Below are 22,117 nucleotides of genomic sequence, written 5' to 3' on the forward strand. Positions count from 1 at the left end.
TCCATCTCGGAATTGTTGTATCCTGCGGGTTCAGCCTGATGAAGACGCTGTTGCGCGCCGCCTTCGCGGCCGTCCTTGTGCTCTGTGCGGCGATGGCGGGGCCGGCCGCGGCCTTCGAACCGGCCATCGTGTTCGACATGGGCGGCCGGTTCGACAAGTCCTTCAACGAAGGCGCCAATGACGGCGCCGAGCGGTTCAAGGCCGAAACCGGCATCAACTTCCGCTTCTTCGAGGTGACGAACGAAGCGCAGCGGGAGCAGTTCCTGCGCCGGCTGGCCCAGCGCGGAACGGACGTCGTCGTCGCGGTCGGATTCTCGATGGCGCCGGCGGTCGAGAAGATCGCCAAGGAATTCCCCAAGGCCCGCTTCACCCTGATCGACAACGTGGTCGATCTGCCGAACGTGCAGTCGATCATGTTCGCCGAGCACGAGGGCTCCTACCTCGTCGGCATGCTGGCCGCGATGGCGAGCAAGACCGGCACGGTCGGGTTCGTCGGCGGCATGGACATTCCCCTGATCCGGCGCTTCTCCTGCGGCTACGAGCAGGGGGTGAAGGCGGTCAATCCGCAGGCCACCCTGCTGGTGAACATGGCCGGCTCCACCCCCGCCGCGTGGTCGGACCCGACCCGCGGCAGCGAGCTGGCCAAGAGCCAGTTCGACCGCGGGGCCGACGTCGTCTTCGCCGCCGCCGGGCAGACCGGCATGGGCGTGCTCCAGGCGGCGGCGGATGCGGGCCGGTTCTCCATCGGCGTGGACAGCAACCAGAACCACCTGTTCCCCGGCAGCGTCCTGACCTCCATGGTCAAGCGGGTGGACGTGGCCGCCTACAACGCCTTCAAGACGGCGCAGGACGGCACCTGGAAGCCGGGGTTGCAGTATCTGGGCCTGAAGGATGACGGCGTCACCTGGGCCTATGACGAGAACAACAAGGACCTCATCACGCCCGAGATGAAGGCGCGCGTCGAGGCGGCGGCGCAGGAGATCAAGGCAGGCACCCGCGCCGTCGCTAACTACAGCGACACCGACGGCTGCAAGTACTGAGCCCGCGCGCTCCGTGACCCGTCCAGCCCCCACTCCGGACGCCACCCGTTCCGACTCCGTCTCCTTCGCCGTCGAACTGCTGGGCATCGACAAGCGTTTCGGCCCCGTCCACGCCAACCGGGACGTGACCATCCGCTTCGCGCCGGGCAGCATCCACGGGCTGGTGGGTGAGAACGGCGCCGGCAAATCGACGCTGATGAGCATCCTGTACGGCTTCTACCAGGCCGACGGGGGCGAGATCCGCGTCGGCGGGAAACCGGCCCGCATCGCCACCCCGCAGGACGCCATCCGGCTGGGCATCGGCATGGTCCACCAGCACTTCATGCTGGTGGAGACCTTCACCGTGCTGGAGAACCTGCTGCTGGGCGCCGAGGGCGGCGCCCGGCTGGGTCCGGCGCGCGAACGCGCCCGCGTCGAGGTGGAGGAACTGGAGCGCAGCTTCGGGCTGGAGGTGCCCCTGGATGCGCGGGTGTCGGACCTGCCGGTCGGGGTGCAGCAGCGTGTCGAGATTCTGAAGGCCCTGCACCGCGGCGCCGAGGTGCTGATCCTGGACGAGCCGACGGCCGTCCTCTCCCCGCCGGAGGTGGGGCAGCTCTTCCGCATCCTGGAGCGCCTGCGCGAGCAGGGTCGGACGGTCGTGCTGATCACCCACAAGCTGAAGGAGATCATGGCCGTCACCGACCAGGTGACGGTGCTCCGCCAGGGTCAGGTGGTCGCCGAATTCGCCACAGCCGGGACGGACGAGCAGGAGCTGGCGGACGCCATGGTCGGGCGCCGCGCCTCGCTGTCGCTGGAGAAGGCGCCGGCGGCGCCCGGGGCCCCTGTGCTGGAGGTGCGCGACCTCAGCGTCGTGGACTCCCTCGGGGTGGAGCGTCTGAAGTCCGTAGGCTTCGATCTGCGCGCGGGCGAGATCGTCGGCATCGCCGGCGTGGCCGGCAACGGCCAGTCCGAACTGCTGCACGCCCTGGCGGGCATGACGACGCCGGCCAAGGGCAGCATCCGCCTGAAGGGAGCGGAGATCGCCGGGCTCACGCCGGGCGCGGTGCGCCGCCGCGGTGTCGCCCATGTCCCCGAGGACCGGCTGCGGCTGGCCCTGGTGAAGCCCTACCCCGCCTACCAGAACGCCATCCTGGGCTATCAGGACGATGCCGGGCTGGGACGCGGTCCCTGGCTGGACTGGCGCCGGGTACTGGAGCGCACCGCCGCCCTGATGGAACGCTTCGACGTGCGGCCGCGCCAGCCGGGGCTGCGCTCCTCCCTCTTCTCCGGCGGCAACCAGCAGAAGCTGGTGATGGCGCGCGAGATCACCCGCGACCCGGACGTGCTGCTGGTCGGCCAGCCCACCCGCGGCGTGGACATCGGGGCGATCGCCTTCATCCACCGGCAGCTCGTGGACCTGCGCGACCGCGGCAAGGCGATCCTGCTGGTCTCCGCGGAACTGGACGAGATCATGGCCCTGAGCGACCGCATCCTGGTGATGTGCGACGGCCGCATCGTCGGCGAACTGGCGCCGTCGGAGGCGAGCGACGGCCGCATCGGCCGCATGATGGCCGGCATCGCCGACCCCCTCCCCGCGTCCGACGCGGGAGCGACGGCATGAGCGCGGGCACGACCACGGCCGACGGGCTGCCGCGCTGGGTTTCCCTGGCGCTGCTGCCGGCCATCAACATCACCGTCGCGCTGCTGGTGTCGGCGCTGGTCATCCTTGCCATCGGGGAGGACCCGGCGGGGGCCCTGTGGACGATGCTGGTCGGCGCCTTCGGCAGCGGCACCGGCCTCGGCTACACGCTCTACTACGCGACGAGTCTGATCTTCACCGGCCTGTCCGTCAGCGTCGCCTTCCATGCCGGGCTGTTCAACATCGGCAGCGAGGGGCAGGCCTATATCGGCGGGCTGGGCGTCGGGCTGGTCTGCCTTGCCCTGGGTGGCTGGCCCTGGTGGGCGGTGCTGCCGTTGACGGTGCTGGCCGCCATGGCCTTCGGGGGCGCCTGGGCCTTCATCCCGGGCTATCTCCAGGCCTACCGCGGCAGCCATGTCGTCATCACGACGATCATGTTCAATTTCCTGGCCAGCGCCCTGATGGTCTATCTGCTGGTCAACGTGCTGATCCGGCCGGGCCAGATGTCGCCGGAGAGCCGGGAGATCGATCCGTCGCTGTTCCTGCCGACGCTGCACGGCATGCTGGGCGCCCTGGGGCTGGAGATCGACGCCACGCCCTTGAACCTGAGCTTCTTCCTGGCCCTGGCGGCCTGCCTGCTGGTCTGGCTGTTCATCTGGCACACCCGGCAGGGCTTCGCCCTGCGCACGGTCGGCGCCAATGAGCAGGCGGCGCACTATGCCGGGATGGACCCGCGCCGGACCGTCGTCGTCGCCATGCTGATCTCCGGCGCGCTGGCCGGCCTGCTGGGGATCAACGAGATCCAGGGCGTGCAGCACCGGCTGATGCTGAACTTCCCCGCCGGCATGGGCTTCACCGGCATCGCCGTGGCCCTGATGGGCCGGGCCCATCCGGCCGGCATCATCCCGGCGGCCATCCTGTTCGGTGCGCTCTACCAGGGCGGGGCGGAACTGGCCTTCGAGTACCAGTCCATCAGCCCCGAGCTGGTGGTGGTCATCCAGGGCGTGGTGATCCTGTTCGCAGGAGCCCTGGAGCACCTGTTCCGGCCGGCGCTGGTCCGGCTGTTCGCCCGCCGCGGCGACCGCACGGCGGAGGCGTGAGATGGATTCGGTCTGGCTCCTGTCCCTGCTGGACAGCACGGTGCGCCTTGCCGCGCCGCTGATCCTGGCCGCCATGGCCGGCTATTTTTCGGAACGGGCCGGCGTCGTCGATCTGGCCCTTGAGGGCAAGATGCTGGCGGGGGCTTTCGCCGCCGCGGCGGCCGCCGCCGCCACCGGGTCGGCTTGGCTGGGGCTGGGGGCGGCCATCGGCGCGTCCGTCCTGCTGGCGCTGCTGCACGGCTTCGCCTGCATCTCCCAGAAGGGGGAGCAGGTGGTGTCCGGCGTCGCCATCAACACCATCGCGCTGGGACTGACCACGGTGCTGGCCTCGGCCTGGTTCGGCCTGGGCGGCCGCACCCCGTCGCTGGAGGCCGGCGCCCGCTTCCAGGAGATCACCCTGCCGCTGGCCGAGACGCTGCGGCCCGTGCCCCTGCTGGGACCCGTCTATGCCGAGCTGGTGAGCGGGCACACGCTGCTGGCCTATGTCGCCTTCGCGGCCGTGGCGCTGGCGGCCTGGGTCTCCGCCCAGACGCGGTTCGGCCTGCGCCTGCGGGCGGTGGGCGAGAACCCGGCCGCGGTGGACACGGCCGGCATCTCCGTCACCCGGCTGCGCTATCAGGCGGTGGCGATCGCCGGCGTGCTCTGCGGCATCGCCGGCGCCTACCTGTCCACCGCCCAGGGCGCCGCCTTCCAGGAGAACATGACCGCCGGCAAGGGCTTCCTGGCCTTGGCGGCGCTGATCCTGGGCAAGTGGCGCCCGGTCCCGGCCATGGCCGCCTGCCTGCTGTTCGCCGCCGCCGACGCCGTGCAGACGCGGTTGCAGGGCGTGCCGCTGCCGGGCGTCGGGCAGGTGCCGGTGCAACTGATCGAGGCGCTGCCCTACCTGCTGACGGTGCTGCTGCTGGCGGGCTTCGTCGGCCGCGCCATCCCGCCGAAGGCGCTGGGCACCCCCTACGTCAAGGACCGCTGAGCGGACGGAGCGCAGGTCGCGGCGGACCGCTGGCCGTTTTCCGCCGGCCCTGCCATGCCCATGCGCTTTAACCCGTCACCGGCCCTGGGGTATATGGTCGCCTCCTCATCCGTTCGGGCTGTATCTTCAGGGAGCCATCGTCCGTGATCCGTGCCCTTGGCCGCCGCCGGCCCTTCGCCGGCCTCGCCCTTCTCGCCGCGCTGGTCCTCGTCCCGTTGCTGCCCGCCCGGGCGGAGGACCGGATCGAAGTGCAGGTCCTGACCACGACCGACCTGCACATGGCGCTGATGGACTACGACTACTATGCGGACCGGCCGGACCCGTCGATCGGGCTGGTCCGGGTCGCCTCGCTGATCCGGGCGGCGCGGGCCGCCAATCCGAACACGCTGCTGCTGGACAACGGCGACCTGATCCAGGGCACGCCCCTGGGCGACTGGGTGGTGCGGGAGCGCGGCATCGGCCCCGGCCGGCCGCACCCGGCCATGGTGGCGCTGAACCATCTCGGCTACGACGCGGCCGTGCTGGGCAACCACGAGTTCAATTTCGGCCTGGACGTGCTGAAGCAGACCTATGCCGCGGCGACGTTCCCGGTGCTGGCCGGCAATGTCTTCGTCGTGGACGGTGACGACGATCCCGCCAACGACAAGCCGCTCTACCCCGGCTACACGATCCTGGAGCGTCAGCTCCGCGACACGGCCGGCGCGATGCACACCGTCCGGATCGGCGTGATCGGCGTGCTGACGCCGCAGATCATGGTCTGGGACCGCGACAAGCTGGACGGCCGGATCACGACCCGGGACATCGTGGACACCGCCCGCCGGCTGGTGCCGGAAGTCCGGGCCGCCGGGGCCGACATCGTGATCGCGCTGTCCCATGCCGGGCTGTCCGGCACACCGCGCGTCGGCGGGGAGGAGCAGGCCTCCGCCTACCTGACGGAGATCCCCGGCATCGACGCCGTCGTCACCGGCCATTCGCACGGCGTCTTCCCCGGACCGGACTATGCCGGCCTGCCCGGCGCCGACATCACGAAGGGCACGGTGAACGGCGTGCCCCTGGTCATGGCCGGCTACAGCGGCAACCAGCTCGGCGTGATCGAACTGACGCTGGCGCAGCGCGACGGCCGCTGGACCGTGGTGGACGGCCGTGGCTCCACCCGCCCGCTGACGGAGCGGCGCGACGGCCGCAACGTCCCCGCCGCCGAGCCCGACGCCGGACTGGCGGCCCTTCTGGAGGCCGACCACCAGGGCACGCTGGCCTATGTCCGCCGCGCCGTCGGCCGCACCAGCGGCCCGATCCACAGCTACTGCGCCTTCGTCGGCGACACGCCGGGCCTGGAGCTGATCTCCGAGGCGGAACGCTTCTACATGGAGCGGGCCCTGCGCGGCACGCCCCATGCCGGCCTGCCGATCCTGGCCGCCGCGGCGGTGTTCAAGTCGGGCGGGCGCTTCGGCCCCGACTTCTACGCCGACATCCCGGCCGGCGAGATCGCCATCCGCAACATCGCGGACATCTATCCCTATCCGAACATGCTGGTCGCGGTGAAGGTGACCGGGGCGCAGGTGCGCGAGTGGCTGGAGATGTCGGCCCGCGTCTTCAACCGGATCGACCCGGCGGACGCGAAGCCGCAGATGCTCCTGGACCGGCGTGTGCCGGGCTACAATTTCGACGTCATCGACGGCGTGACCTATGCCGTGGACCTGACCCAGCCGCCGCGTTACGACCGCGACGGCAAGCTGGCAGCGCCCGACGCGCACCGCATCCGCGACCTGTCCTTCCAGGGTCGGCCGATCGATGAGGCGCAGGAGTTCATCGTCGTCACCAACAACTACCGCGCCAACGGCGGTGGCAGCTTCCCCGGCCTGGATGGCAGCACCGTCGTCTTCCAGGCGCCGGAGACGGCCCAGGAGGCGATCCTGAACTACATCCGCACCCAGGGCGTGGTCGAGCCGCAGACCGATTCGACCTTCCGCTTCCAGCCGGTCGCCAGCCCCGTCACCGTGCTCTACGACAGCTCGCCCCGCACCCGGCAGCATCTGGCCGAATGCCCGGTCCTGACCTACCACGGTCCCGGGGAGAACGGCTTCGACCTGTTCCAGGTGGATCTCTCGGGCAAGGGGGTCCAGCCGTGAGCGCCGCCCCCCGCGTCTATCTCGCCGGGCCGGACGTCTTCCTGCCCGATCCCCTGGCGGCAGCGGAGACGATGCGCGCGGCCTGCGCCGCCGCCGGGCTTGAGGGAGTCTTCCCGCTGGACGCCGCCCTGGTGCGCCGGCAGGACGAGCCGCTCACGGCCTTCGCCGCCCGCATCCGGGGCGCCAACCTGGATCTGATCCGGGGCTGTGCGGGGGTGATCGCCAACGTCTCCCCGTTCCGGGGCCCGTCAGTCGACGACGGCACGGCCTACGAGATGGGCTTCGCCGCCGCCCTGGGGCTGCCGGTCTTCGCCTGGTCGTCGGACACGCGCAGTCTGCTGGCGCGCACCCGCGACCTGATCGACCTGTTCGCCCATGGCGCCGACTGGCGCGATGCCGAGGGCATGCTGGTGGAGGAGTTCGGCCTGCCGGTCAATCTGATGCTGGTCGATCCGGCGACCGGGCCGGTGCATCCGCACTTCGAGGCCGCGGTCGCCACGGCGGCCGCCCGTCTGCTGGCGGACTGACGGGGCGGGCCGCGGCCAAGCCCGACCCGGCATCAGGTCCTGGCAGAAACCGGTGTCCAGACATGGCAAGGGCGCCCGGCGGTTTCCCGCGGGCGCCCCGTTCCCCTTGCCGGCACTGACCTGCCGCAGCCGCTTCAGGCCGCGTTCTGCGTGGTCGGCCCCAGGCGGCGGAACCGCTCAGGATCGTTCACGACCTCCAGGGCCAACGACAGCCGGTCGCTGGACCGGCCGTCCACCAGGAATTCGACATGCGGCGGATGGCCGGGACGTGAATGAACGGCGTGGACGAGCAGGCGGCGCCTCGGCAGCTTCACTTCCTCCATCCACTCGCCCGGCTTCGGCGGCTCGGGCGCACGCCTCGACAAGACCATGGTGATGACTCCCAAGATACAGGCCGGATTGTCCGCGGGCGGCCGGCCAACCGCGCGGGCGTACGGGGGTACGACCAGGAAAGCGGTAAGATAGTGCAATCGCGGGGCCGTTGGGTATAGCGACGTTCAACGGTTGTCGTCGGCAACGATCGATGGCGGGAGGGTGCCTCATTTTTGCTACGGTGCCCGGACCGCCGGGGCCCGGAGACCGGGCCCTCGGAACGGGTCCGCATCCGGCGGTCTCCGGGGTTGCGCCGACTCGTGCTGCGGAACAACACCCGCCGCACTACATTGTGCGGGACAGGAGGTGCCGGCGCGCCCCGCGTGGTACCGGAAAGGTTGTCCGAAGGACCCTCATGTTCGACTGGATTCTCGACGTCATCACATCCGCCGGCTATCTGGGCCTCATGGCCCTGATGTTCCTGGAGAACCTGTTTCCGCCGATTCCATCCGAACTGATCATGCCGCTGGCAGGCTTCCTGGCGGCGCGGGGGGAGATGGACCCGGTCCTTGTCGTGCTGACCGGCACGCTGGGGTCCGTTCTGGGGGCGCTTCCCTGGTACTGGGTCGGCCGCCGCTTCGGCCGCGACCGGCTGGACCGCCTTGTCGAACGGCACGGCGTCTGGCTGACGATGGAGCCGTGCGACGTGGCGCGGGCACACGACTGGTTCCGGCGCCGGGGCTGGCGGGCCGTCCTGTTCGGCCGACTGGTGCCGGCCGTCCGCACCCTGATCTCCGTGCCCGCAGGGCTGGCGCGGATGCGCCTGCTGCCCTTCCTCGCCCTGACGACGGCCGGATCGCTGGCCTGGGTCACGGTCCTGACCGGGGCCGGCTACCTGCTTCAGGACCAGTACCAGCGGGTCGAGGCGGTGGTCAATCCGGTCTCCACCGCCGTGATCGCCGGCATCCTGCTGCTCTATGTCTGGCGCGTCGGCACGCGGCTGGCGCGCGGCTGACGCCGCGCGTCGATAGCGGCGTCAGTGCGCCATCAGGACGGGCAGGGGCGCATTGCGCAGCACATGCCGCGTAGCGCCCCCCAGCGCCCATTCCCGCAGCCAGGAGCGGCCATAGGCCCCCATGACCAGGAGATCGGCCCCGCGCGCCGCGGCCTGCCGCAGGATGGCGGCGCCTGCCTCGGCCTCCGGCACCTCCAGCGGGACCGCCTCCACGGGCGCGCAGCCCGGCCCGGCATGGCGGGCGAGATGCACGGCGATGTCCACCGGCGGGCGCCGGGTGATGCTGGGATAGCGCTCCTTGGAGCGGCCCAGCAGCACCGTGATCCGCTCCGCCAGCGCGATGAAGGGCAGCGCCGCCTGCACGGCCCGGGCGGATTCGCGTGAGCCGTTCCAGGCCACCAGCACATGCCGCCCGACGACGGGGAAGGTGCCCTGCCGCGGCACGACGAGCACGGGCCGGCCACAGGTCCCCAGGGCCGCCTCCGGCACGTCGATCCCCAGTTCCTCCGTGCCGGGATCGGTCTGTCCGATCACCACCAGGTCATGGTAGCGGCCGGCGAGGCCCAGCAGTTCCGCCGTGTCCCCCTCGCCCACCTGGAACCCGAAGCCCACGCCGGCGCTGTCGGCCAGGGTCCGCAGCCGGTCCTCCACCTCCGTGGCCAGCCGGGCCGCCTCCTGCACGCGCTGTTCCACGATCGCGGCGCTGGAGGGGTAGAGCAGCTTCAGCATGGCGAGGTCGCGCAGTGTCAGCAGACCGGTCAGCCGCGCGCCGTGCCCCGCGGCAAGACGCAGGGCGACCTGCACGGGCTCACCGTCCACCGCATGCGGCCGAACATGCACCAGGATGTCCTTGAAGCCCATCGCATCCTCCCTTTCCGGCTGTTCATCGCCCACCCTCGTCCGCCGGACGGCACACGGGCGTTGACCTGGGTCAAGCTGCGCCGAAGGAGCCCACAGGCGTGGATTCCTTCGGCGCAGGTCCGCGCCACATGGTCCACTGACAGGGGGCGCCCGGCAGCGGGCGGTCCTGCTTCACCAGCCGGAAGCCGTGCCGCTCGTAGAGCCGCAGGTTCGCCGGCGAGGAATTCTCCAGATAGGCGGGCAGGCCGTCCGCATCCACCCGGGCGAGCGTCGCCGCCAGGATGGCGGAGCCGAGCCCCCGCCCCTTGAGGGCGGGATCGACTGCCAGGAAATAGAGATACCAGTGCGGCGGCGCGGGGGGATGGTTGCGCTCCATCATGTCCCCCAGTGCGATCAGCCGCCGGGCCCGCGCCACCCCGCAGAAACGGAGATAGCGGGGCACCATCATCAGCTTGCGCCAGAACGGATAATGCCGGACAGCCGCGTCCGGCGGCAGCCAGACCGCACAGGCGGAGGCGTCCTCCGCCATGAAGCTGGCGCCGAGCGGCAGCACCTCGGCAAGTTCGGCGTCGTAGAAGCCGTGCAGCGCCTGCGCCCGGGCCGCGCCGTCCCGCACCCACCAGTCCATGACCGGATCGGTGGCGAAGGCCGCCGCCAGCAGGCGGGCCAGGGCGGCGCGGTCCGCCGGTCCGGCGAGCCGGGGAGCGGCAGCGGCGGCCCGGGCTTCATGCGGGATCGGCGGCATCTCAGGGTCCGGACAGCCGCCGGATGATGCCGGAGAAGCCGAACAGGGTGCGCTCGCCCGCCGTCAGCAGGCCCCGCACGAAGACGAGGCTGCGCGAGGCGCGGGTTACCTCCCCCGTCGCCTCCACCAGCTCCCCCTCCCGGCCGGCCGCGATGAAGTCCCCGTGCAGGGACACCGTCACCGCCGGCCCGGTGCCGATCAGGGGATGGGCAATGGCGAACAGGGCGAAATCGGCGAAGGTCATCAGGCAGCCGCCATGGATTACGCCCAGCCCGTTCAGGTGCTTCGCCTCCACCCGGAAGGCGCAGCGGACGGCCTCTCCCTCCCGGCGGAAATAGAAGGGGCCGGTCAGCGTCTCCCAGGGATCGCGCCCGCTCCAGCTCCGCCAGCCCGCGAACGGCCCCTCGGTGACCAGCGGCAGGTCGGTGTCCGCGACGTCCGCCGATGCCCCGGGGGATGGCGCCGGGCAGGCCGCAGAGCGGGCCATCAGGCGCCCCCGCCGGCTGCCGTGTCGGCCGGCAGAGTCCGCGCGCGCACCATGCCCATGCCGACATGGCTCATCACCACCTCACCGTCCTGGTTCAGGGCTTCCAGCCGCTGGCGGACGATCCCGATGGAGGGTTTGCTCTGCGACCGCCGCACCTCCAGCGTCGTGACACGGACGCGCAGCCGGTCCCCCGGTCGCACCGGCCTGTGCCAGCGCAGCTCGTCCAGACCGGGGGAGCCGAGGCTGGTCTCCGGATGCAGATACTCGTCCACCAGCATCCGCATCACCATGGCGGCGGTATGCCAGCCGCTGGCGACCAGCCCGCCGAAATGGGTGCGCGCCCCGGCTGCCTCGTCCAGGTGGAAAGGCTGGGGGTCGTAGTCACGGGCGAAGGCGACGATCTCCTCCGCCGTCACCGGACGGTCGCCGAACTCGACGGTCTGGCCCGGCTCGATGTCTTCCAGATAGCGCGGCTGTGCGGGCACTCGCGGCTCTCCATGCAGGGACGCCCGCAGCATCGGGCGCTTGCACATGGTGACCGACCCGGCGGGGGGATGCCAGCGCCGCGGCGGGCCGGAGCCCCCCACCGATCGGTGCCGCACCGCACCGCGGTCACCGGCCCCGGGGATGCCGCAGGACCCTACCGGGCGCTGCCGAAAGCTGCCGCGATCTGGGCGACCTGGGTCTCCGAGGTCCGGGCGACCAGCGCATAGGCGAAGTTCTTGCCCCGCCAGCAGCCGACGACATAGCCGTGGACCTCGCTGAGTTCGAGCTGGTCGGGACCGGCCGACTCCTCCGGCACCATGGCGAGGGTGACCCGACGGCCGGTGCGGTCCTCGTAGACCAGCATGCCGGACATGCCCTGCTCCCCGTCCTCCAGCGTGGCGCCGACGAGACGGAGCCCGATCAGGTGCAGCTCGGGAAGCTTCACCGGCTCCCCCATGCGGGCGGAGAGCCAGCGCGACACCTCCTCCTGGCGGACGCCGGCCGTCTCGATGACCTTCGCGTCGGCGGCGCCCAGCGCCTCGTGGACGGCCAGGGCATCCTGCGCATAGGCCGGCAGGATCAGGGCGGGCATGCGGTCGGACAGCTCCGCCGCGATCCAGCCGGCACCGAACAGCAGCAGCCCCACCGCGGCCCGCAGCGCCCGCTCGCGCGGGCGGGAGCGCTGCCAGCGGGCCAGCAGGTGACGCATCACCGGCAGCGCCGCGACGGCCCTGCCTTCCGTCTCCCCTTCCACCTGGGACATGCGCAGCAGGAGCTGCTGTTCGGCATAGGCCCGCATCCGCTCCCGCGTCGCGGGATTCGCCTCGATGAAGGCGCGGACGGCAGCTTCCCGCCGGGGTTCGAGCTGTCCGTCAAGGTAGGCGTGCAGGTCGAACTCGTCGATCTCGTCGATCTGGTCGGTCATGACTTGCCCCCCACAAGGCGCAGCCGGGGCCGCACCTCCTCATCCATCAGCCGCCGCAGAGCCTCCCGCCCACGGGCGAGCCGGGACATCAGCGTTCCGACCGGGACGCCCAGGCGGCGCGCCGCGTCCTCGTACTTCATGTCCTCCAGGGCGACCAGCATGATCGCCTCCCGCTGCGCCGCCGGCAGCCGGTCCAGCGCGGACAGGACGCGCTTCACCTCCAGCCGGCGCGGCTGTTCGGGATCGGCGGCGGTCTCCGGAACCTCCCCCTGCTGGGCCCGGGCACGAACCTGCTGCTTGCGCAGGAGGCTGACATGGCAGGTGTAGAGGATGCGGAACAGCCACGCGCGCAGGTCCGTACCGGGCTGCCACTGGTCAGCGCTGGACAAGGCCTTGGTGAGGCAGTCCTGCACCAGATCCTCCGCCTCCGTCCGGCTCCGGGTCAGGACCAGCGCATAGCGCCTGAGGGCTGCGATCTGGTCGGCAAGCTGGGCCTCGAACGGGCTGCTGGGCATTTCTGCGCCGGTCTCCGGAAGAACTGATGCGCCACCAACGCGCGATCGCCGGCATTAATCCCCGGGGCGGGGCGGGGCCAGAGGGACAGGCGCGATTTCCGCTCGCCTTCCGCCGCCGCTCCCGGCAGGGTGCCGGAAATCCGTGCCCGCCTGGAAGCGAAAGATGCGCCGCGACCGCTACCGCCTGATCGAGAGCCCGCAGAACCCCGGCTTCAAGCTCTGGGACTCCCTGCTGGACCGGCGGGGCCTGCGCCGGCATGGCCGCTTCCTGCTGGCCGGACGCAAGACGGTGCCGGAGGCGCTGGAACGCCACCCGGACCGGTTCGGGACGGTGCTGGCGGCCGACCCGGACCAGCTCGACGCCCTGCCGCTGCCGCCGGGGATCGAGGCGCTGCTGCTGGCGCCCGCCCTGTTCGAGCGTCTGGACGTCACCGGCACCGGCTTTCCGCTCCTGGTCGGGAGCGTGCCGGCGATGCCGGCGATCGACCTGTCGGTTCCGCCCGTGGGGCTGGAGCTGGTCTGCGCCCTGGGCGACCCGGCGAACCTGGGGGCCCTGATGCGCAGCGCCGCCGCCTTCGGTGTGCGCACCCTGATCCTGCTGGAGGAGGCGGCCCACCCCTTCCATCCGAAATGCCTGCGCGCCGCGGCGAACGCCCAGTTCGAGCTGGCCCTGCGGACCGGGCCGGGCTGGCGTGGCCTCACGGGGATCGCGGGGCCGGTCTTCGGGCTGGACGGGGGCGGCCGCGACCTGACGGATTTCGACTGGCCGGCGGATGTGCGGCTGGTGCTGGGCGAAGAGGGGCAAGGATTGCCGCCGGACCTGCCGGTCGAACGGCTGGCCGTGCCGACGACGGGGGCCGTGGAATCGCTCAACGCCATGGTGGCCGCCAGCATCGCGCTCTACAGCCACCATGCCTCCCGGGGCCGTCGTCCTGTCGGTGACTGAGGCGCGCGTGCCTTCGTTTGATCATACCCCTTTCTATACTGGTAGACTTCGCTGATTTCCCCGCACGGAGCCATGCCGGAGCCGTTGCCTCCCACGTCGCCGCTGGTCCATCGTGCCGGCGGACCCAGGAGGACGTGAGCATGGCATCCCAGGAGACGCCCCTGCGGGAGGCGGCCGCCGCCCTGCGCGGCGATCCCGACCCGGCGCCCGGCGCCGAAACGCCGCTGGTGGAGCGGCTGACCCGTGAGCTGATGCTGGCACGGGCGCGCATCGACGAGTTGCAGCGCCGCCTGGAGACGGTGCAGGAGCAGCGGCTGGAGGAGGCGCGCGAGCTGGGCGAGGTGCGCCGCCACCGCGAAGGCCTGCTGTTCAAGGTCGATTACCTGGAAGAGAAGCTGGACATCGCCAAGCGCGCCGTCCGGCCGCGCCGCCGCTCCCTCTGGCAGCGCCTGACCGGCCGCGGCCCCGCCGCGGACTGACAGCCGGCATCTGCCCCGGCCTGCGGCTTGTGCCCGGCCGGCGCGCCCCGCACACTCGCCCGGGGGCCTGACGGTCCCCGGAACGGACGGAGGCGGCGGATGGACGGTCCGGTGGACCTGCTGGTGGTGGGCGGCGGCATCAACGGCACCGGCATCGCCCGCGACGCGGCCGGCCGCGGCCTGTCGGTCGTGCTGTGCGAGCAGGGGGATCTGGCCGCCGCGACCTCCTCGGCCAGTTCCAAGCTGATCCATGGCGGCCTGCGCTACCTGGAGCACCGGGAGTTCCGGCTGGTGCGGGAGTCGCTGGCGGAACGGGAGGTGCTGCTGCGCGCGGCGCCGCACATCATCCGGCCGCTGCGCTTCGTGCTGCCGCACCATGACGGGCTGCGCCCCGCCTGGATGCTGCGGGCGGGACTGTTCCTCTACGACCATCTGGGCTGGCGGCCGGGTGTCCGCTCGCGCCTGCCGCCGACGCGGACGCTGCATCTGCGCACCGATCCCGCGGGGGGCCCGCTGCGGCCGCTCTACAGGCTGGGATTTGCCTATTCCGACTGCTGGGTCGAGGATTCGCGGCTGGTGGTGCTGTCCGCCCTGGATGCGGACGAGCGCGGCGCCCGCATCCTGACCCGGACCCGCCTCGCCGCCGCCCGCCGGACCGGCGATCTCTGGGAGGCGGAGCTTGAGGATACCGGAACCGGCCGGCGGACGCCGCTCAGGGCCCGCGCCCTGGTCAACGCCGCCGGCCCCTGGGTCGCCGCCGTGCAGGCGCTGCTGGGCCGGCCGGCAGGGCGCCGGGTGCGGCTGGTCAAGGGCAGTCACATCGTCGTGCCCCGCCTCTACGAAGGCGAACAGGCCTATACCCTTCAGAACGCCGATGGCCGCATCGTCTTCGTCATTCCCTATGAGGGCGCGTTCAGCCTGATCGGCACGACCGACGTGCCGGTGAGCGGCGATCCCGCGGCGGTGACCGCCTCGGCGGAGGAGACCGCCTATCTCTGCGGCGTCGTCGCGGATTACTTCGAGCGGGCGCCGACGCCGGCGGACGTGGTCTGGAGCTTCGCCGGGGTGCGCCCGCTGCATGACGACGGCAGCGCCGATGCATCGGCGGTGACCCGCGACTATGCGCTGGACCTTGACGGGCCGGCAGACGGACAGGAGGACGGGGCGCCGCTGCTGACCGTGCATGGCGGCAAGCTGACCACCTTCCGCCGGCTGGCGGAGGATGCGCTGGCGAAGCTGCTGCCCCGGCTGGGCCGACACGCCGCCCCCTGGACGGAGGGCGCGACGTTGCCGGGCGGCGACATTCCCGGCGGGGACTTCGAGCACTTCGAGGCGGAAACCGCCCGCTGCTACCCGTTCCTGCCGCCGGCGATGCGGCACCGGCTCTGCCGGGCCTACGGCACCCGGATCGCGCGGGTGCTGGGCGACGCCCGCTCGCTGGCGGCACTGGGGCGTGACTTCGGCGGCGTCACGGAGGCGGAACTGGACCACCTCCGCCGCGAGGAATGGGCAAGGACCGGCGAGGATGCGCTGTGGCGCCGGTCCCGGCTGGGACTGCACCTGGACGCCGACGCCAGGGCAGACGTCGGCGCCTGGTTCGCGGGGGAGCGCGCCCCCGCCCCTACTCCTGCTTCAGTCCGGCCTGGATGAACTTCCGGACGTCATCGACCAGCTTGTCCAGGGCCGGCTTGTTCACGTACATCATGTGGCCGCCCTGGTAGTAGGTGAAGGTCACCCGCTCCGTCGGGACGCCGTTGTTGTTGAGCGTGTTCTCCTTGGCGAAGAAGGGCGTCGCCAGATCGTAGTAGCCGCTGGCGGACAGGGTGCGCAGGTCCTTGTTCTCGCGCATGGCCTGACCGATCCAGGGCGTGACGTCGATGTAGCCGTTGCGGCTGGAATTCTCCCCCACCGACCAGTTCCACTTGTTCCACATGGAGCCGAGGACCTTGTACTCCCGGTCCATGTCGACGCCGAGATCACGCTCCATGTAGTCGTTGATCGCGGCCGTATAGGCCCCGGCCACGCCGTAATAGGACGGATCGTTGTCGAAGGTCTCTCCGGCATCGTCGAAGTCTTCGCCGGTGTAGCGTCCGTCGAAGCGGCCGATGGTCTTGCCCTGGTCGCGCAGCAGCTCCTTCTGGAAGCGGGCGGCGCTGACGCGCAGGTTGGCGCGGTCGATGTAGGTCTCCGACAGTCCGGTGAAGCGGGCCAGATCCTTGACGATGGCGGCGCGCTCCGCCGGCGTCAGCCGGTTGCCCTTCAGCAGGGCCGGGGCGTAGCGCTCCAGCGCGAAGCGCCGCGCCTCCTCGATGAACGCCTCGAAGTTGCCCTTGTTCGGCACCTTGCCGTGATACCAGGCGGTGGCCGCGTAGGACGGCAGGAAGGTCCAGTAGGCCTCGTCATTGCCGCGGCCGAAATCCAGCGTGGCGAAATCCACCGCGCCGGAGATCAGCAGGAGACCGTTCAGCGACACCCACGAATCACCCTTGCTCAGTTCCTTCGCCACGGCGGCCGTGCGGACGGCGCCATAGCTCTCCCCGCCCAGGAACTTGGGCGAGTTCCAGCGCTTGTTGTCGCTCAGCCACTGGCGGATGAACTTGGCGACGGAGCGCGCATCCTCGGAGACGCCGAGGAAGTCCTTCTCCTCCCCCTTGCCGACGACACGGCTGTAGCCGGTGCCCACCGGGTCGATGAAGACCAGATCGGTGACGTCCAGGATGGTCTGCGCATTGTCCACGATGGGATAGGGCGGCGCGCCGGCATTGCCGCCGTCGCTGGGCACGTCGATCCGGCGCGGGCCGAAGACGCCCATGTGCAGCCACAGGCTGGCCGAGCCGGGACCGCCGTTGAACAGGAACGTCACCGGCCGCCGGCTGGGGTCCTTCACGCCCTGGCGCAGATAGGCGATGGAGAACATGTCGGCCACCGGCTCGCCCTTGTCGTTCTTCAGGCGGGTCTCGTGGGCCACGACGGAGTAGTCGATCTTGGTACCGGCGAAGGTGCCGCTGCGCTCGACCTTCCAGGTCCGGGGCTCCGGAAGGTCGGCCGCCTTCTCCGCCTCCTTCCCGGCAGGGGGTTTCGCGTCCTGGGACAGAGCGGGCGACGCGACCGCGAGCGCCAGCAGAAAGGCCGGGAGCAAGGCACCGACACGCATCATTCTTTCCTTCGATTGGTAAAGGACTTGCCGACAATAACGGTAAAGGTCTGGCAGACAAGGGAATCCTGCAAGGTCCCGGTCTGCGCCCGCTGCGCGGAGCACGCTTTACCGACGCACCCGACCGACGCACAATCCGATCCGGCCCGATCCCGTTCCGAGACACGAAAGCGCGCATGATGAGCGGCCCGATCCGCATGACGTTGCAGGAGGCCGAGGGCCTCGCCATGGACGCCCTGGTCGCCTGCCGGACCAGCCCGGACGCTGCGCGCGCCACCGCCCGCGCCCTGGTCCAGGCGGAGGCGGACGGGCAGAAGGGCCACGGCCTGTCGCGGGTGCCCTGCTATGCGGCCCAGAGCCGCAACGGCAAGGTGGACGGATTCGCCAGGCCCAGCGTGCGGAAGCTGGCGCCGTCCGTGCTGCGGGTGGACGCGGCGCACGGCTTCGCCTACCCCGCCTTGGATCTGGCCGTGGCGGAGATCGAGCCGCTGGCCCACAGCCAGGGAATCGCCCTGGCCACCATCCATCGCTCCCACCATTTCGGGCAGGCCGGCGCCGTGGTGGAGCGGCTGGCGGACCGCGGCCTGGTCGGGCTGCTGCTGGGCAACGCGCCCAAGGCCATGGCCTTCTGGGGCGGGCGCCAGCCGATGATCGGCACGAACCCCGTCGCCATCGCCGCCCCGGTGCCGGTGGGCCCGCCGCTCGTGATCGACATGGCCCTGTCGCAGGTGGCGCGCGGCAAGGTGATGGCGGCGCAGCAACTGGGCGAGCCGATTCCGGAGGGCTGGGCGCTGGACCGCGACGGCAATCCCACGACGGACGCGGCGGCGGCGCTGAAAGGGTCCATGCTGCCGATCGGCGGGGCGAAGGGGGCGGCGCTCGCCCTGATGGTGGAGGTGCTGTCGGCGGCGCTCACGGCCAGCCATTTCGGCTGGGAGGCGTCGAGCCTGCTGGACGATGTCGGCCCGCCGCCCGGCCTGGGGCAGACCCTGGTGGCAATCGACCCGGCCCCCTCGTCGGACGGTCGCTTCCTCTCCCGCATGGGCGAGCTGATCGCCGCCTTCGCGCGGGAACCGGGGGTGCGGCCGCCGGGCAGCCGGCGGCTGGAGAACCGCGCCCGCGCCGCGCGGGAGGGGATCGCCCTGCCGCCGACCCTGCATGCGGAGATCCTCTCCCTGCTGGAGGCGGCGGCCTGATCCGGGCGGTCGCGCCTGCCCGCACCGCGGGGGACGGCGCGGGGCGCGGCAAGCCGGGCGTCGCACCACGGCCCCGCGCGTGTTAGTCCGGTGACGGGACGGTTCCGGCCGGAACCGCAAGTGGCCGACAACCGGACCGGGGCGACAGGCGACCTGGCCGGCATTCGGGGAGGCGACGCGATGGGGGAGAGGCCTTGCATCCTGGCGATCGACCAGGGCACCACCAGCAGCCGTGCCATCGTCTTCGACGCCGGCGCGGCCGTGCTGGCCGTGGCCCAGACGGAGTTCCCGCAGCACTATCCGGCGGACGGCTGGGTCGAGCATGATCCGGAGGACATCTGGCGCTCGACGCTAGAGGTCTCCCGTCAGGCCCTCCAGGCGGCGGAGGCGACGGGGGCGCGGGTGGTCGCCATCGGCGTCACCAACCAGCGCGAGACGACGCTGATCTGGGACCGGCAGACCGGCCGCCCCATCCACAACGCCATCGTCTGGCAGGACCGCCGCACCGCCGCCGACTGCGCCGCCCTGGCCGCGGACGGGAACGAGACGATGGTGCAGGCCCGCAGCGGCCTGCTGCTCGACCCCTATTTCTCCGCGACCAAGGCGGCGTGGCTGCTGGACCATGTCTCCGGCGCGCGGATGCGGGCGGAGACGGGGCATCTGGCCTTCGGCACGGTGGACAGTTTCCTGCTCTGGCGGCTGACCGGCGGGCGCGTGCATGCCACCGACGCGACCAACGCCAGCCGCACCAACCTGTTCAACATCCACACCCAGGACTGGGACCCCGACCTGCTGCGCCTGTTCCGGGTGCCCGCCGCCCTGCTGCCGGAGGTGAAGGACAGCGCCGACAGCTTCGGCCAGACGGACCCGGCCCTGTTCGGCCGCCCGATTCCGGTCCTGGGGCTGGTCGGCGACCAGCAGGGCGCCACCATCGGCCAGTGCTGTTTCGAGCCCGGCACGATCAAGAGCACCTACGGCACCGGCTGCTTCGTCGTGGTCAACACGGGCGCGACGCCCGTGGCGAGCCGGCACCGGCTGCTGACGACCATCGCCTATCGCATCGACGGCCGCACCGACTATGCGCTGGAGGGCTCCATCTTCATCGCCGGGGCGGCGGTGCAGTGGCTGCGCGACGGGCTGGGGATCGTCCGCACGGCGGCGGAGACGGAGGCGCTGGCCGCCGGCCTGCCGGACAATGGCGGCGTCTACATGGTGCCGGCCTTCACCGGCCTGGGCGCGCCGCACTGGGACGCCGCGGCCCGCGGCAGCCTGACCGGCCTGACCCGCGCCAGCAGCCGCGCCCATCTGGCCCGCGCCGCGCTTGAGGCATCGTGCTACCAGACCCGCGACCTGCTGGCGGCGATGCGCGAGGACGGGGCGGTGCCCGCGGCGCTGCGGGTGGACGGCGGCATGGTCGCCAACGGCTGGATGGTGCAGTTCCTGGCCGACCTGCTGGACCTGCCGGTAGACCGCCCCGTGGTGATGGAGACGACGGCCCTGGGGGCCGCCTATCTGGCGGGCCGCAAGGCCGGCGTCTATGGCGACTTCGCCGAGTTCACACGGGTCTGGCAGCGCGACCGGCGCTTCGACCCGGCGATGCCGGCCGCCACCCGCACGGCCCTGCTGGCCGGCTGGCAGGAGGCGGTCAAGCGGACCCTGAGCGGGGCGCCGGGCTGACCCGGCGCGCCCCGCAGGCGGGCTGTCAGCGCAGCGCCTCGGACAGGTTGATGTCCACCATGATCTCGCCGGAGATGTGCTCCAGCGCGTCGGCGACCACCTCCAGCGGCAGGCTGGCCGGCACGAAGATCTGCACGTCGGCGCGGAACAGCTTCTGGCCGGTCCAGGCCTCGTGCTCCAGCCCCGTCTCCAGGCTCTCGATGTTCACCCCCATCTCGGCCAGGACGGACGATACCTCCCGCAGGATGCCCTGGCGGTCCTGACCGACCAGGCTCACCGAGAAGCGGCTGCCCTCCGGCGGGTGGGGCTCCGGCGTCACCTCCACCAGGGTGACGGTCAGATCGTCGGGCAGGCGTCCCAGCGCCTGCTCCAGTGCCGGCAGCCTGCCGGCCGGCAGTTCCACCAGAACCGACCCGACATAGTGGCCGCCGAGCCGGGCCAACTGGCTGTCGCCCCAGTTGCCGCCCGTTTCCGCCACGACGTCCGCCAGCGCCTGGGTCAGACCCGGCCGATCCCGGCCGATGACCGTCAGGATTGCCGAAACATGCATCCCCTGTCTCCTGCTTCGCGTCGTGCCATCTATACCATGTCCGGCGGCCGCTTCACCGCCGTTCCGCCGCGACCGATGCGCGCCGCCGGTTCCGGGGTCGCATTCCGGTCCGCCTCTGCTAGGATGCGGCCCCCGCCGCCCGCGCGGGGAACAACAGTGGCAACGCAATCCGGCCGCGGAAGGCCGGGACCGGAAACACCGGGGAGGGATCATGAAGACACGAGCCGCCGTCGCGGTCGCTGCCGGCAAGCCGCTTGAGATCATGGAGGTCGATCTGACCGGCCCCAAGGTCGGCGAGGTGCTGGTCGAGGTGATGGCGACCGGCATCTGCCACACCGACGCCTACACCCTGTCGGGGCAGGATTCGGAAGGCGTCTTCCCCTCCATCCTGGGGCATGAGGGGGCCGGCATCGTCCGCGAGATCGGGCCCGGCGTCACCTCCGTCGCCGTGGGCGACCATGTGATCCCGCTCTATACGCCCGAATGCCGGCAGTGCAAGACCTGCCTGTCGCGCAAGTCGAACCTCTGCACGGCAATCCGCACGACGCAGGGCAAGGGCGTCATGCCCGACGGCACCAGCCGGTTCAGCCGGAACGGGGAGCCCCTGTTCCACTACATGGGCTGCTCCACCTTCTCCAACTTCACGGTGCTGCCGGAGATCGCGGTGGCGAAGATCCGGCCGGACGCGCCCTTCGACAAGGTCTGCTACATCGGCTGCGGCGTGACCACCGGCATCGGCGCCGTGATCTACACGGCGAAGGTGGAGCCGGGCGCGAGCGTCGCCGTCTTCGGCCTGGGCGGCATCGGGCTGAACGTGATTCAGGGCGCCCGCATGGTCGGGGCGGACAGGATCATCGGCATCGACATCAACCCGGCCAAGCGGGCCATGGCCGAGAGGTTCGGCATGACCCACTTCGTCAATCCCGACGAGGTCGGCCGCGACAAGGTCGTGCAGGCCGTCATGGATCTGACCGGCGGCGGTGCCGACTACAGCTTCGACTGCACCGGCAACGTGCAGGTGATGCGGCAGGCCCTGGAGTGCTGCCACCGTGGCTGGGGCCAGTCCATCATCATCGGCGTCGCCCCGGCGGGGGCCGAGATTTCGACCCGGCCGTTCCAGCTCGTCACCGGGCGCGTCTGGAAGGGCTCCGCGTTCGGCGGGGCGCGTGGCCGGACGGACGTGCCGAAGATCGTCGACTGGTACATGGAGGGGAAGATCAACATCGACGATCTGATCACCCACACCATGCCGCTGGAGAAGATCAACGATGGCTTCGAGCTGATGCACCACGGCGAGAGCATCCGCTCCGTCGTCGTCTACTGACGAGCCGTCGTCTACTGACGACGGGCATCCCGGGGACCCGGCAACCGACAGGCAGGCCATG

At 71.3% G+C, this 22,117-nt stretch carries 22 protein-coding genes; 13 read left to right on the top strand and 9 right to left on the bottom strand.

Translation table 11 applies throughout. The features are described from left to right. Positions 1-38: 38 nt before the first annotated feature. The 6 genes from ACFQPS_RS19365 (at position 39) to ACFQPS_RS19390 (ending at position 7,384) form a co-directional block, all read left to right on the top strand. A complete protein-coding gene (locus ACFQPS_RS19365; protein ID WP_377360898.1) occupies positions 39-1,040 on the top strand; it encodes a BMP family lipoprotein in 1,002 nt (333 codons plus the stop codon). A 13-nt stretch (positions 1,041-1,053) separates the two neighbouring features. Then, positions 1,054-2,640 (top strand): ABC transporter ATP-binding protein, encoded by a 1,587-nt coding sequence (locus tag ACFQPS_RS19370; RefSeq protein ID WP_377360899.1) that lies wholly within the window; start codon positions 1,054-1,056, stop codon positions 2,638-2,640. Next, positions 2,637-3,758, top strand: coding sequence for an ABC transporter permease (locus ACFQPS_RS19375; RefSeq protein WP_377360901.1), 1,122 nt, complete (start codon positions 2,637-2,639; stop codon positions 3,756-3,758). The genes ACFQPS_RS19370 and ACFQPS_RS19375 overlap by 4 nt, the downstream gene beginning before the upstream one ends. A gap of 1 nt (position 3,759) precedes the next feature. Next, positions 3,760-4,728, top strand: coding sequence for an ABC transporter permease (locus ACFQPS_RS19380; protein ID WP_377360903.1), 969 nt, complete (start codon positions 3,760-3,762; stop codon positions 4,726-4,728). Positions 4,729-4,871: 143 nt separating this feature from the next. Further along, entirely contained in the window at positions 4,872-6,857 is a 1,986-nt protein-coding gene (locus ACFQPS_RS19385) for a bifunctional 2',3'-cyclic-nucleotide 2'-phosphodiesterase/3'-nucleotidase (RefSeq protein ID WP_377360904.1), read from the top strand. Continuing rightward, on the top strand, positions 6,854-7,384 hold the full coding sequence (locus tag ACFQPS_RS19390; RefSeq protein ID WP_377360905.1) for a nucleoside 2-deoxyribosyltransferase: 531 nt from the start codon (positions 6,854-6,856) through the stop codon (positions 7,382-7,384). The genes ACFQPS_RS19385 and ACFQPS_RS19390 overlap by 4 nt, the downstream gene beginning before the upstream one ends. Before the next feature lie 134 nt (positions 7,385-7,518). Here the strand turns inward: ACFQPS_RS19390 and ACFQPS_RS19395 are convergent, their stop codons facing one another. After that, positions 7,519-7,755, bottom strand: a complete 237-nt coding sequence (locus tag ACFQPS_RS19395) for a hypothetical protein (protein ID WP_377360907.1) — start codon at positions 7,753-7,755, stop codon at positions 7,519-7,521. 356 nt (positions 7,756-8,111) lie between these two features. Between ACFQPS_RS19395 and ACFQPS_RS19400 the strand changes: the two genes are divergently transcribed. Then, complete coding sequence (locus ACFQPS_RS19400; RefSeq protein ID WP_377360908.1) at positions 8,112-8,711, top strand: DedA family protein; 600 nt, start codon at positions 8,112-8,114, stop codon at positions 8,709-8,711. A 21-nt stretch (positions 8,712-8,732) separates the two neighbouring features. On the opposite strand, the gene ACFQPS_RS19405 is transcribed toward ACFQPS_RS19400, so the two are convergent. The 6 genes from ACFQPS_RS19405 to ACFQPS_RS19430 form a co-directional block, all read right to left on the bottom strand. Then, positions 8,733-9,572, bottom strand: coding sequence for a universal stress protein (locus ACFQPS_RS19405; RefSeq protein WP_377360910.1), 840 nt, complete (start codon positions 9,570-9,572; stop codon positions 8,733-8,735). Positions 9,573-9,642: 70 nt separating this feature from the next. Beyond that, complete coding sequence (locus tag ACFQPS_RS19410) at positions 9,643-10,317, bottom strand: GNAT family N-acetyltransferase (RefSeq protein ID WP_377360911.1); 675 nt, start codon at positions 10,315-10,317, stop codon at positions 9,643-9,645. Position 10,318: 1 nt separating this feature from the next. Further along, positions 10,319-10,804, bottom strand: a complete 486-nt coding sequence (locus ACFQPS_RS19415) for a PaaI family thioesterase (RefSeq protein ID WP_377360913.1) — start codon at positions 10,802-10,804, stop codon at positions 10,319-10,321. Further along, the gene (locus ACFQPS_RS19420) at positions 10,804-11,289 is read right to left on the bottom strand and encodes a MaoC family dehydratase (RefSeq protein WP_377360914.1); all 486 of its coding nucleotides are present in this window, start codon (positions 11,287-11,289) and stop codon (positions 10,804-10,806) included. Before ACFQPS_RS19420 ends, ACFQPS_RS19415 begins: the two co-directional genes overlap by 1 nt. Positions 11,290-11,444: 155 nt before the next feature. Next, positions 11,445-12,215: an anti-sigma factor family protein gene (locus ACFQPS_RS19425; RefSeq protein WP_377360916.1), complete on the bottom strand. Its 771-nt coding sequence runs from the start codon at positions 12,213-12,215 to the stop codon at positions 11,445-11,447. Further along, positions 12,212-12,730 (bottom strand): sigma-70 family RNA polymerase sigma factor, encoded by a 519-nt coding sequence (locus ACFQPS_RS19430; RefSeq protein WP_377360918.1) that lies wholly within the window; start codon positions 12,728-12,730, stop codon positions 12,212-12,214. The genes ACFQPS_RS19425 and ACFQPS_RS19430 overlap by 4 nt, the downstream gene beginning before the upstream one ends. 163 nt (positions 12,731-12,893) lie before the next feature. Between ACFQPS_RS19430 and ACFQPS_RS19435 the strand changes: the two genes are divergently transcribed. The 3 genes from ACFQPS_RS19435 (at position 12,894) to glpD (ending at position 15,805) form a co-directional block, all read left to right on the top strand. Next, positions 12,894-13,676, top strand: coding sequence for a TrmH family RNA methyltransferase (locus tag ACFQPS_RS19435; protein WP_377360920.1), 783 nt, complete (start codon positions 12,894-12,896; stop codon positions 13,674-13,676). Positions 13,677-13,816: 140 nt separating this feature from the next. Then, positions 13,817-14,155 (top strand): hypothetical protein, encoded by a 339-nt coding sequence (locus ACFQPS_RS19440; protein WP_377360922.1) that lies wholly within the window; start codon positions 13,817-13,819, stop codon positions 14,153-14,155. Positions 14,156-14,254: 99 nt separating this feature from the next. Continuing rightward, complete coding sequence (glpD, locus tag ACFQPS_RS19445) at positions 14,255-15,805, top strand: glycerol-3-phosphate dehydrogenase (protein ID WP_377360924.1); 1,551 nt, start codon at positions 14,255-14,257, stop codon at positions 15,803-15,805. Here the strand turns inward: glpD and ACFQPS_RS19450 are convergent. Continuing rightward, positions 15,777-17,312 (bottom strand): S10 family peptidase, encoded by a 1,536-nt coding sequence (locus ACFQPS_RS19450; RefSeq protein WP_377360925.1) that lies wholly within the window; start codon positions 17,310-17,312, stop codon positions 15,777-15,779. The two genes, glpD and ACFQPS_RS19450, sit on opposite strands and share 29 nt — an antisense overlap. A 173-nt stretch (positions 17,313-17,485) precedes the next feature. Here ACFQPS_RS19450 and ACFQPS_RS19455 point away from each other — a divergent pair, with 173 nt between their 5' ends. Beyond that, complete coding sequence (locus ACFQPS_RS19455) at positions 17,486-18,505, top strand: Ldh family oxidoreductase (RefSeq protein WP_377360926.1); 1,020 nt, start codon at positions 17,486-17,488, stop codon at positions 18,503-18,505. Between the two features lie 180 nt (positions 18,506-18,685). Further along, a complete protein-coding gene (gene glpK / locus ACFQPS_RS19460; RefSeq protein ID WP_377360928.1) occupies positions 18,686-20,182 on the top strand; it encodes a glycerol kinase GlpK in 1,497 nt (498 codons plus the stop codon). A 25-nt stretch (positions 20,183-20,207) separates the two neighbouring features. Here glpK and ACFQPS_RS19465 read toward each other — a convergent pair whose 3' ends face one another. Continuing rightward, the gene (locus ACFQPS_RS19465) at positions 20,208-20,732 is read right to left on the bottom strand and encodes a glycine cleavage system transcriptional repressor (RefSeq protein WP_377360930.1); all 525 of its coding nucleotides are present in this window, start codon (positions 20,730-20,732) and stop codon (positions 20,208-20,210) included. 211 nt (positions 20,733-20,943) lie between these two features. Here ACFQPS_RS19465 and ACFQPS_RS19470 point away from each other — a divergent pair, with 211 nt between their 5' ends. Beyond that, positions 20,944-22,056, top strand: coding sequence for an S-(hydroxymethyl)glutathione dehydrogenase/class III alcohol dehydrogenase (locus ACFQPS_RS19470; RefSeq protein WP_377360931.1), 1,113 nt, complete (start codon positions 20,944-20,946; stop codon positions 22,054-22,056). Positions 22,057-22,117: the final 61 nt, after the last annotated feature.

Source organism: Rhodocista pekingensis (assembly GCF_042665545.1).
GTDB lineage: Bacteria > Pseudomonadota > Alphaproteobacteria > Azospirillales > Azospirillaceae > Rhodocista > Rhodocista pekingensis.

Coding starts and splice junctions, on each gene's coding strand:
- ACFQPS_RS19365 (WP_377360898.1), top strand. CDS start 39: ATGAAGACGCTGTTGCGCGCCGCCTTCGCGGCCGTCCTTGTGCTCTGT.
- ACFQPS_RS19375 (WP_377360901.1), top strand. CDS start 2,637: ATGAGCGCGGGCACGACCACGGCCGACGGGCTGCCGCGCTGGGTTTCC.
- ACFQPS_RS19380 (WP_377360903.1), top strand. CDS start 3,760: ATGGATTCGGTCTGGCTCCTGTCCCTGCTGGACAGCACGGTGCGCCTT.
- ACFQPS_RS19395 (WP_377360907.1), bottom strand. CDS start 7,755: ATGGTCTTGTCGAGGCGTGCGCCCGAGCCGCCGAAGCCGGGCGAGTGG.
- ACFQPS_RS19400 (WP_377360908.1), top strand. CDS start 8,112: ATGTTCGACTGGATTCTCGACGTCATCACATCCGCCGGCTATCTGGGC.
- ACFQPS_RS19405 (WP_377360910.1), bottom strand. CDS start 9,572: ATGGGCTTCAAGGACATCCTGGTGCATGTTCGGCCGCATGCGGTGGAC.
- ACFQPS_RS19410 (WP_377360911.1), bottom strand. CDS start 10,317: ATGCCGCCGATCCCGCATGAAGCCCGGGCCGCCGCTGCCGCTCCCCGG.
- ACFQPS_RS19415 (WP_377360913.1), bottom strand. CDS start 10,804: ATGGCCCGCTCTGCGGCCTGCCCGGCGCCATCCCCCGGGGCATCGGCG.
- ACFQPS_RS19425 (WP_377360916.1), bottom strand. CDS start 12,215: ATGACCGACCAGATCGACGAGATCGACGAGTTCGACCTGCACGCCTAC.
- ACFQPS_RS19430 (WP_377360918.1), bottom strand. CDS start 12,730: ATGCCCAGCAGCCCGTTCGAGGCCCAGCTTGCCGACCAGATCGCAGCC.
- ACFQPS_RS19435 (WP_377360920.1), top strand. CDS start 12,894: ATGCGCCGCGACCGCTACCGCCTGATCGAGAGCCCGCAGAACCCCGGC.
- ACFQPS_RS19440 (WP_377360922.1), top strand. CDS start 13,817: ATGGCATCCCAGGAGACGCCCCTGCGGGAGGCGGCCGCCGCCCTGCGC.
- glpD (WP_377360924.1), top strand. CDS start 14,255: ATGGACGGTCCGGTGGACCTGCTGGTGGTGGGCGGCGGCATCAACGGC.
- ACFQPS_RS19450 (WP_377360925.1), bottom strand. CDS start 17,312: ATGATGCGTGTCGGTGCCTTGCTCCCGGCCTTTCTGCTGGCGCTCGCG.
- ACFQPS_RS19455 (WP_377360926.1), top strand. CDS start 17,486: ATGATGAGCGGCCCGATCCGCATGACGTTGCAGGAGGCCGAGGGCCTC.
- glpK (WP_377360928.1), top strand. CDS start 18,686: ATGGGGGAGAGGCCTTGCATCCTGGCGATCGACCAGGGCACCACCAGC.
- ACFQPS_RS19465 (WP_377360930.1), bottom strand. CDS start 20,732: ATGCATGTTTCGGCAATCCTGACGGTCATCGGCCGGGATCGGCCGGGT.
- ACFQPS_RS19470 (WP_377360931.1), top strand. CDS start 20,944: ATGAAGACACGAGCCGCCGTCGCGGTCGCTGCCGGCAAGCCGCTTGAG.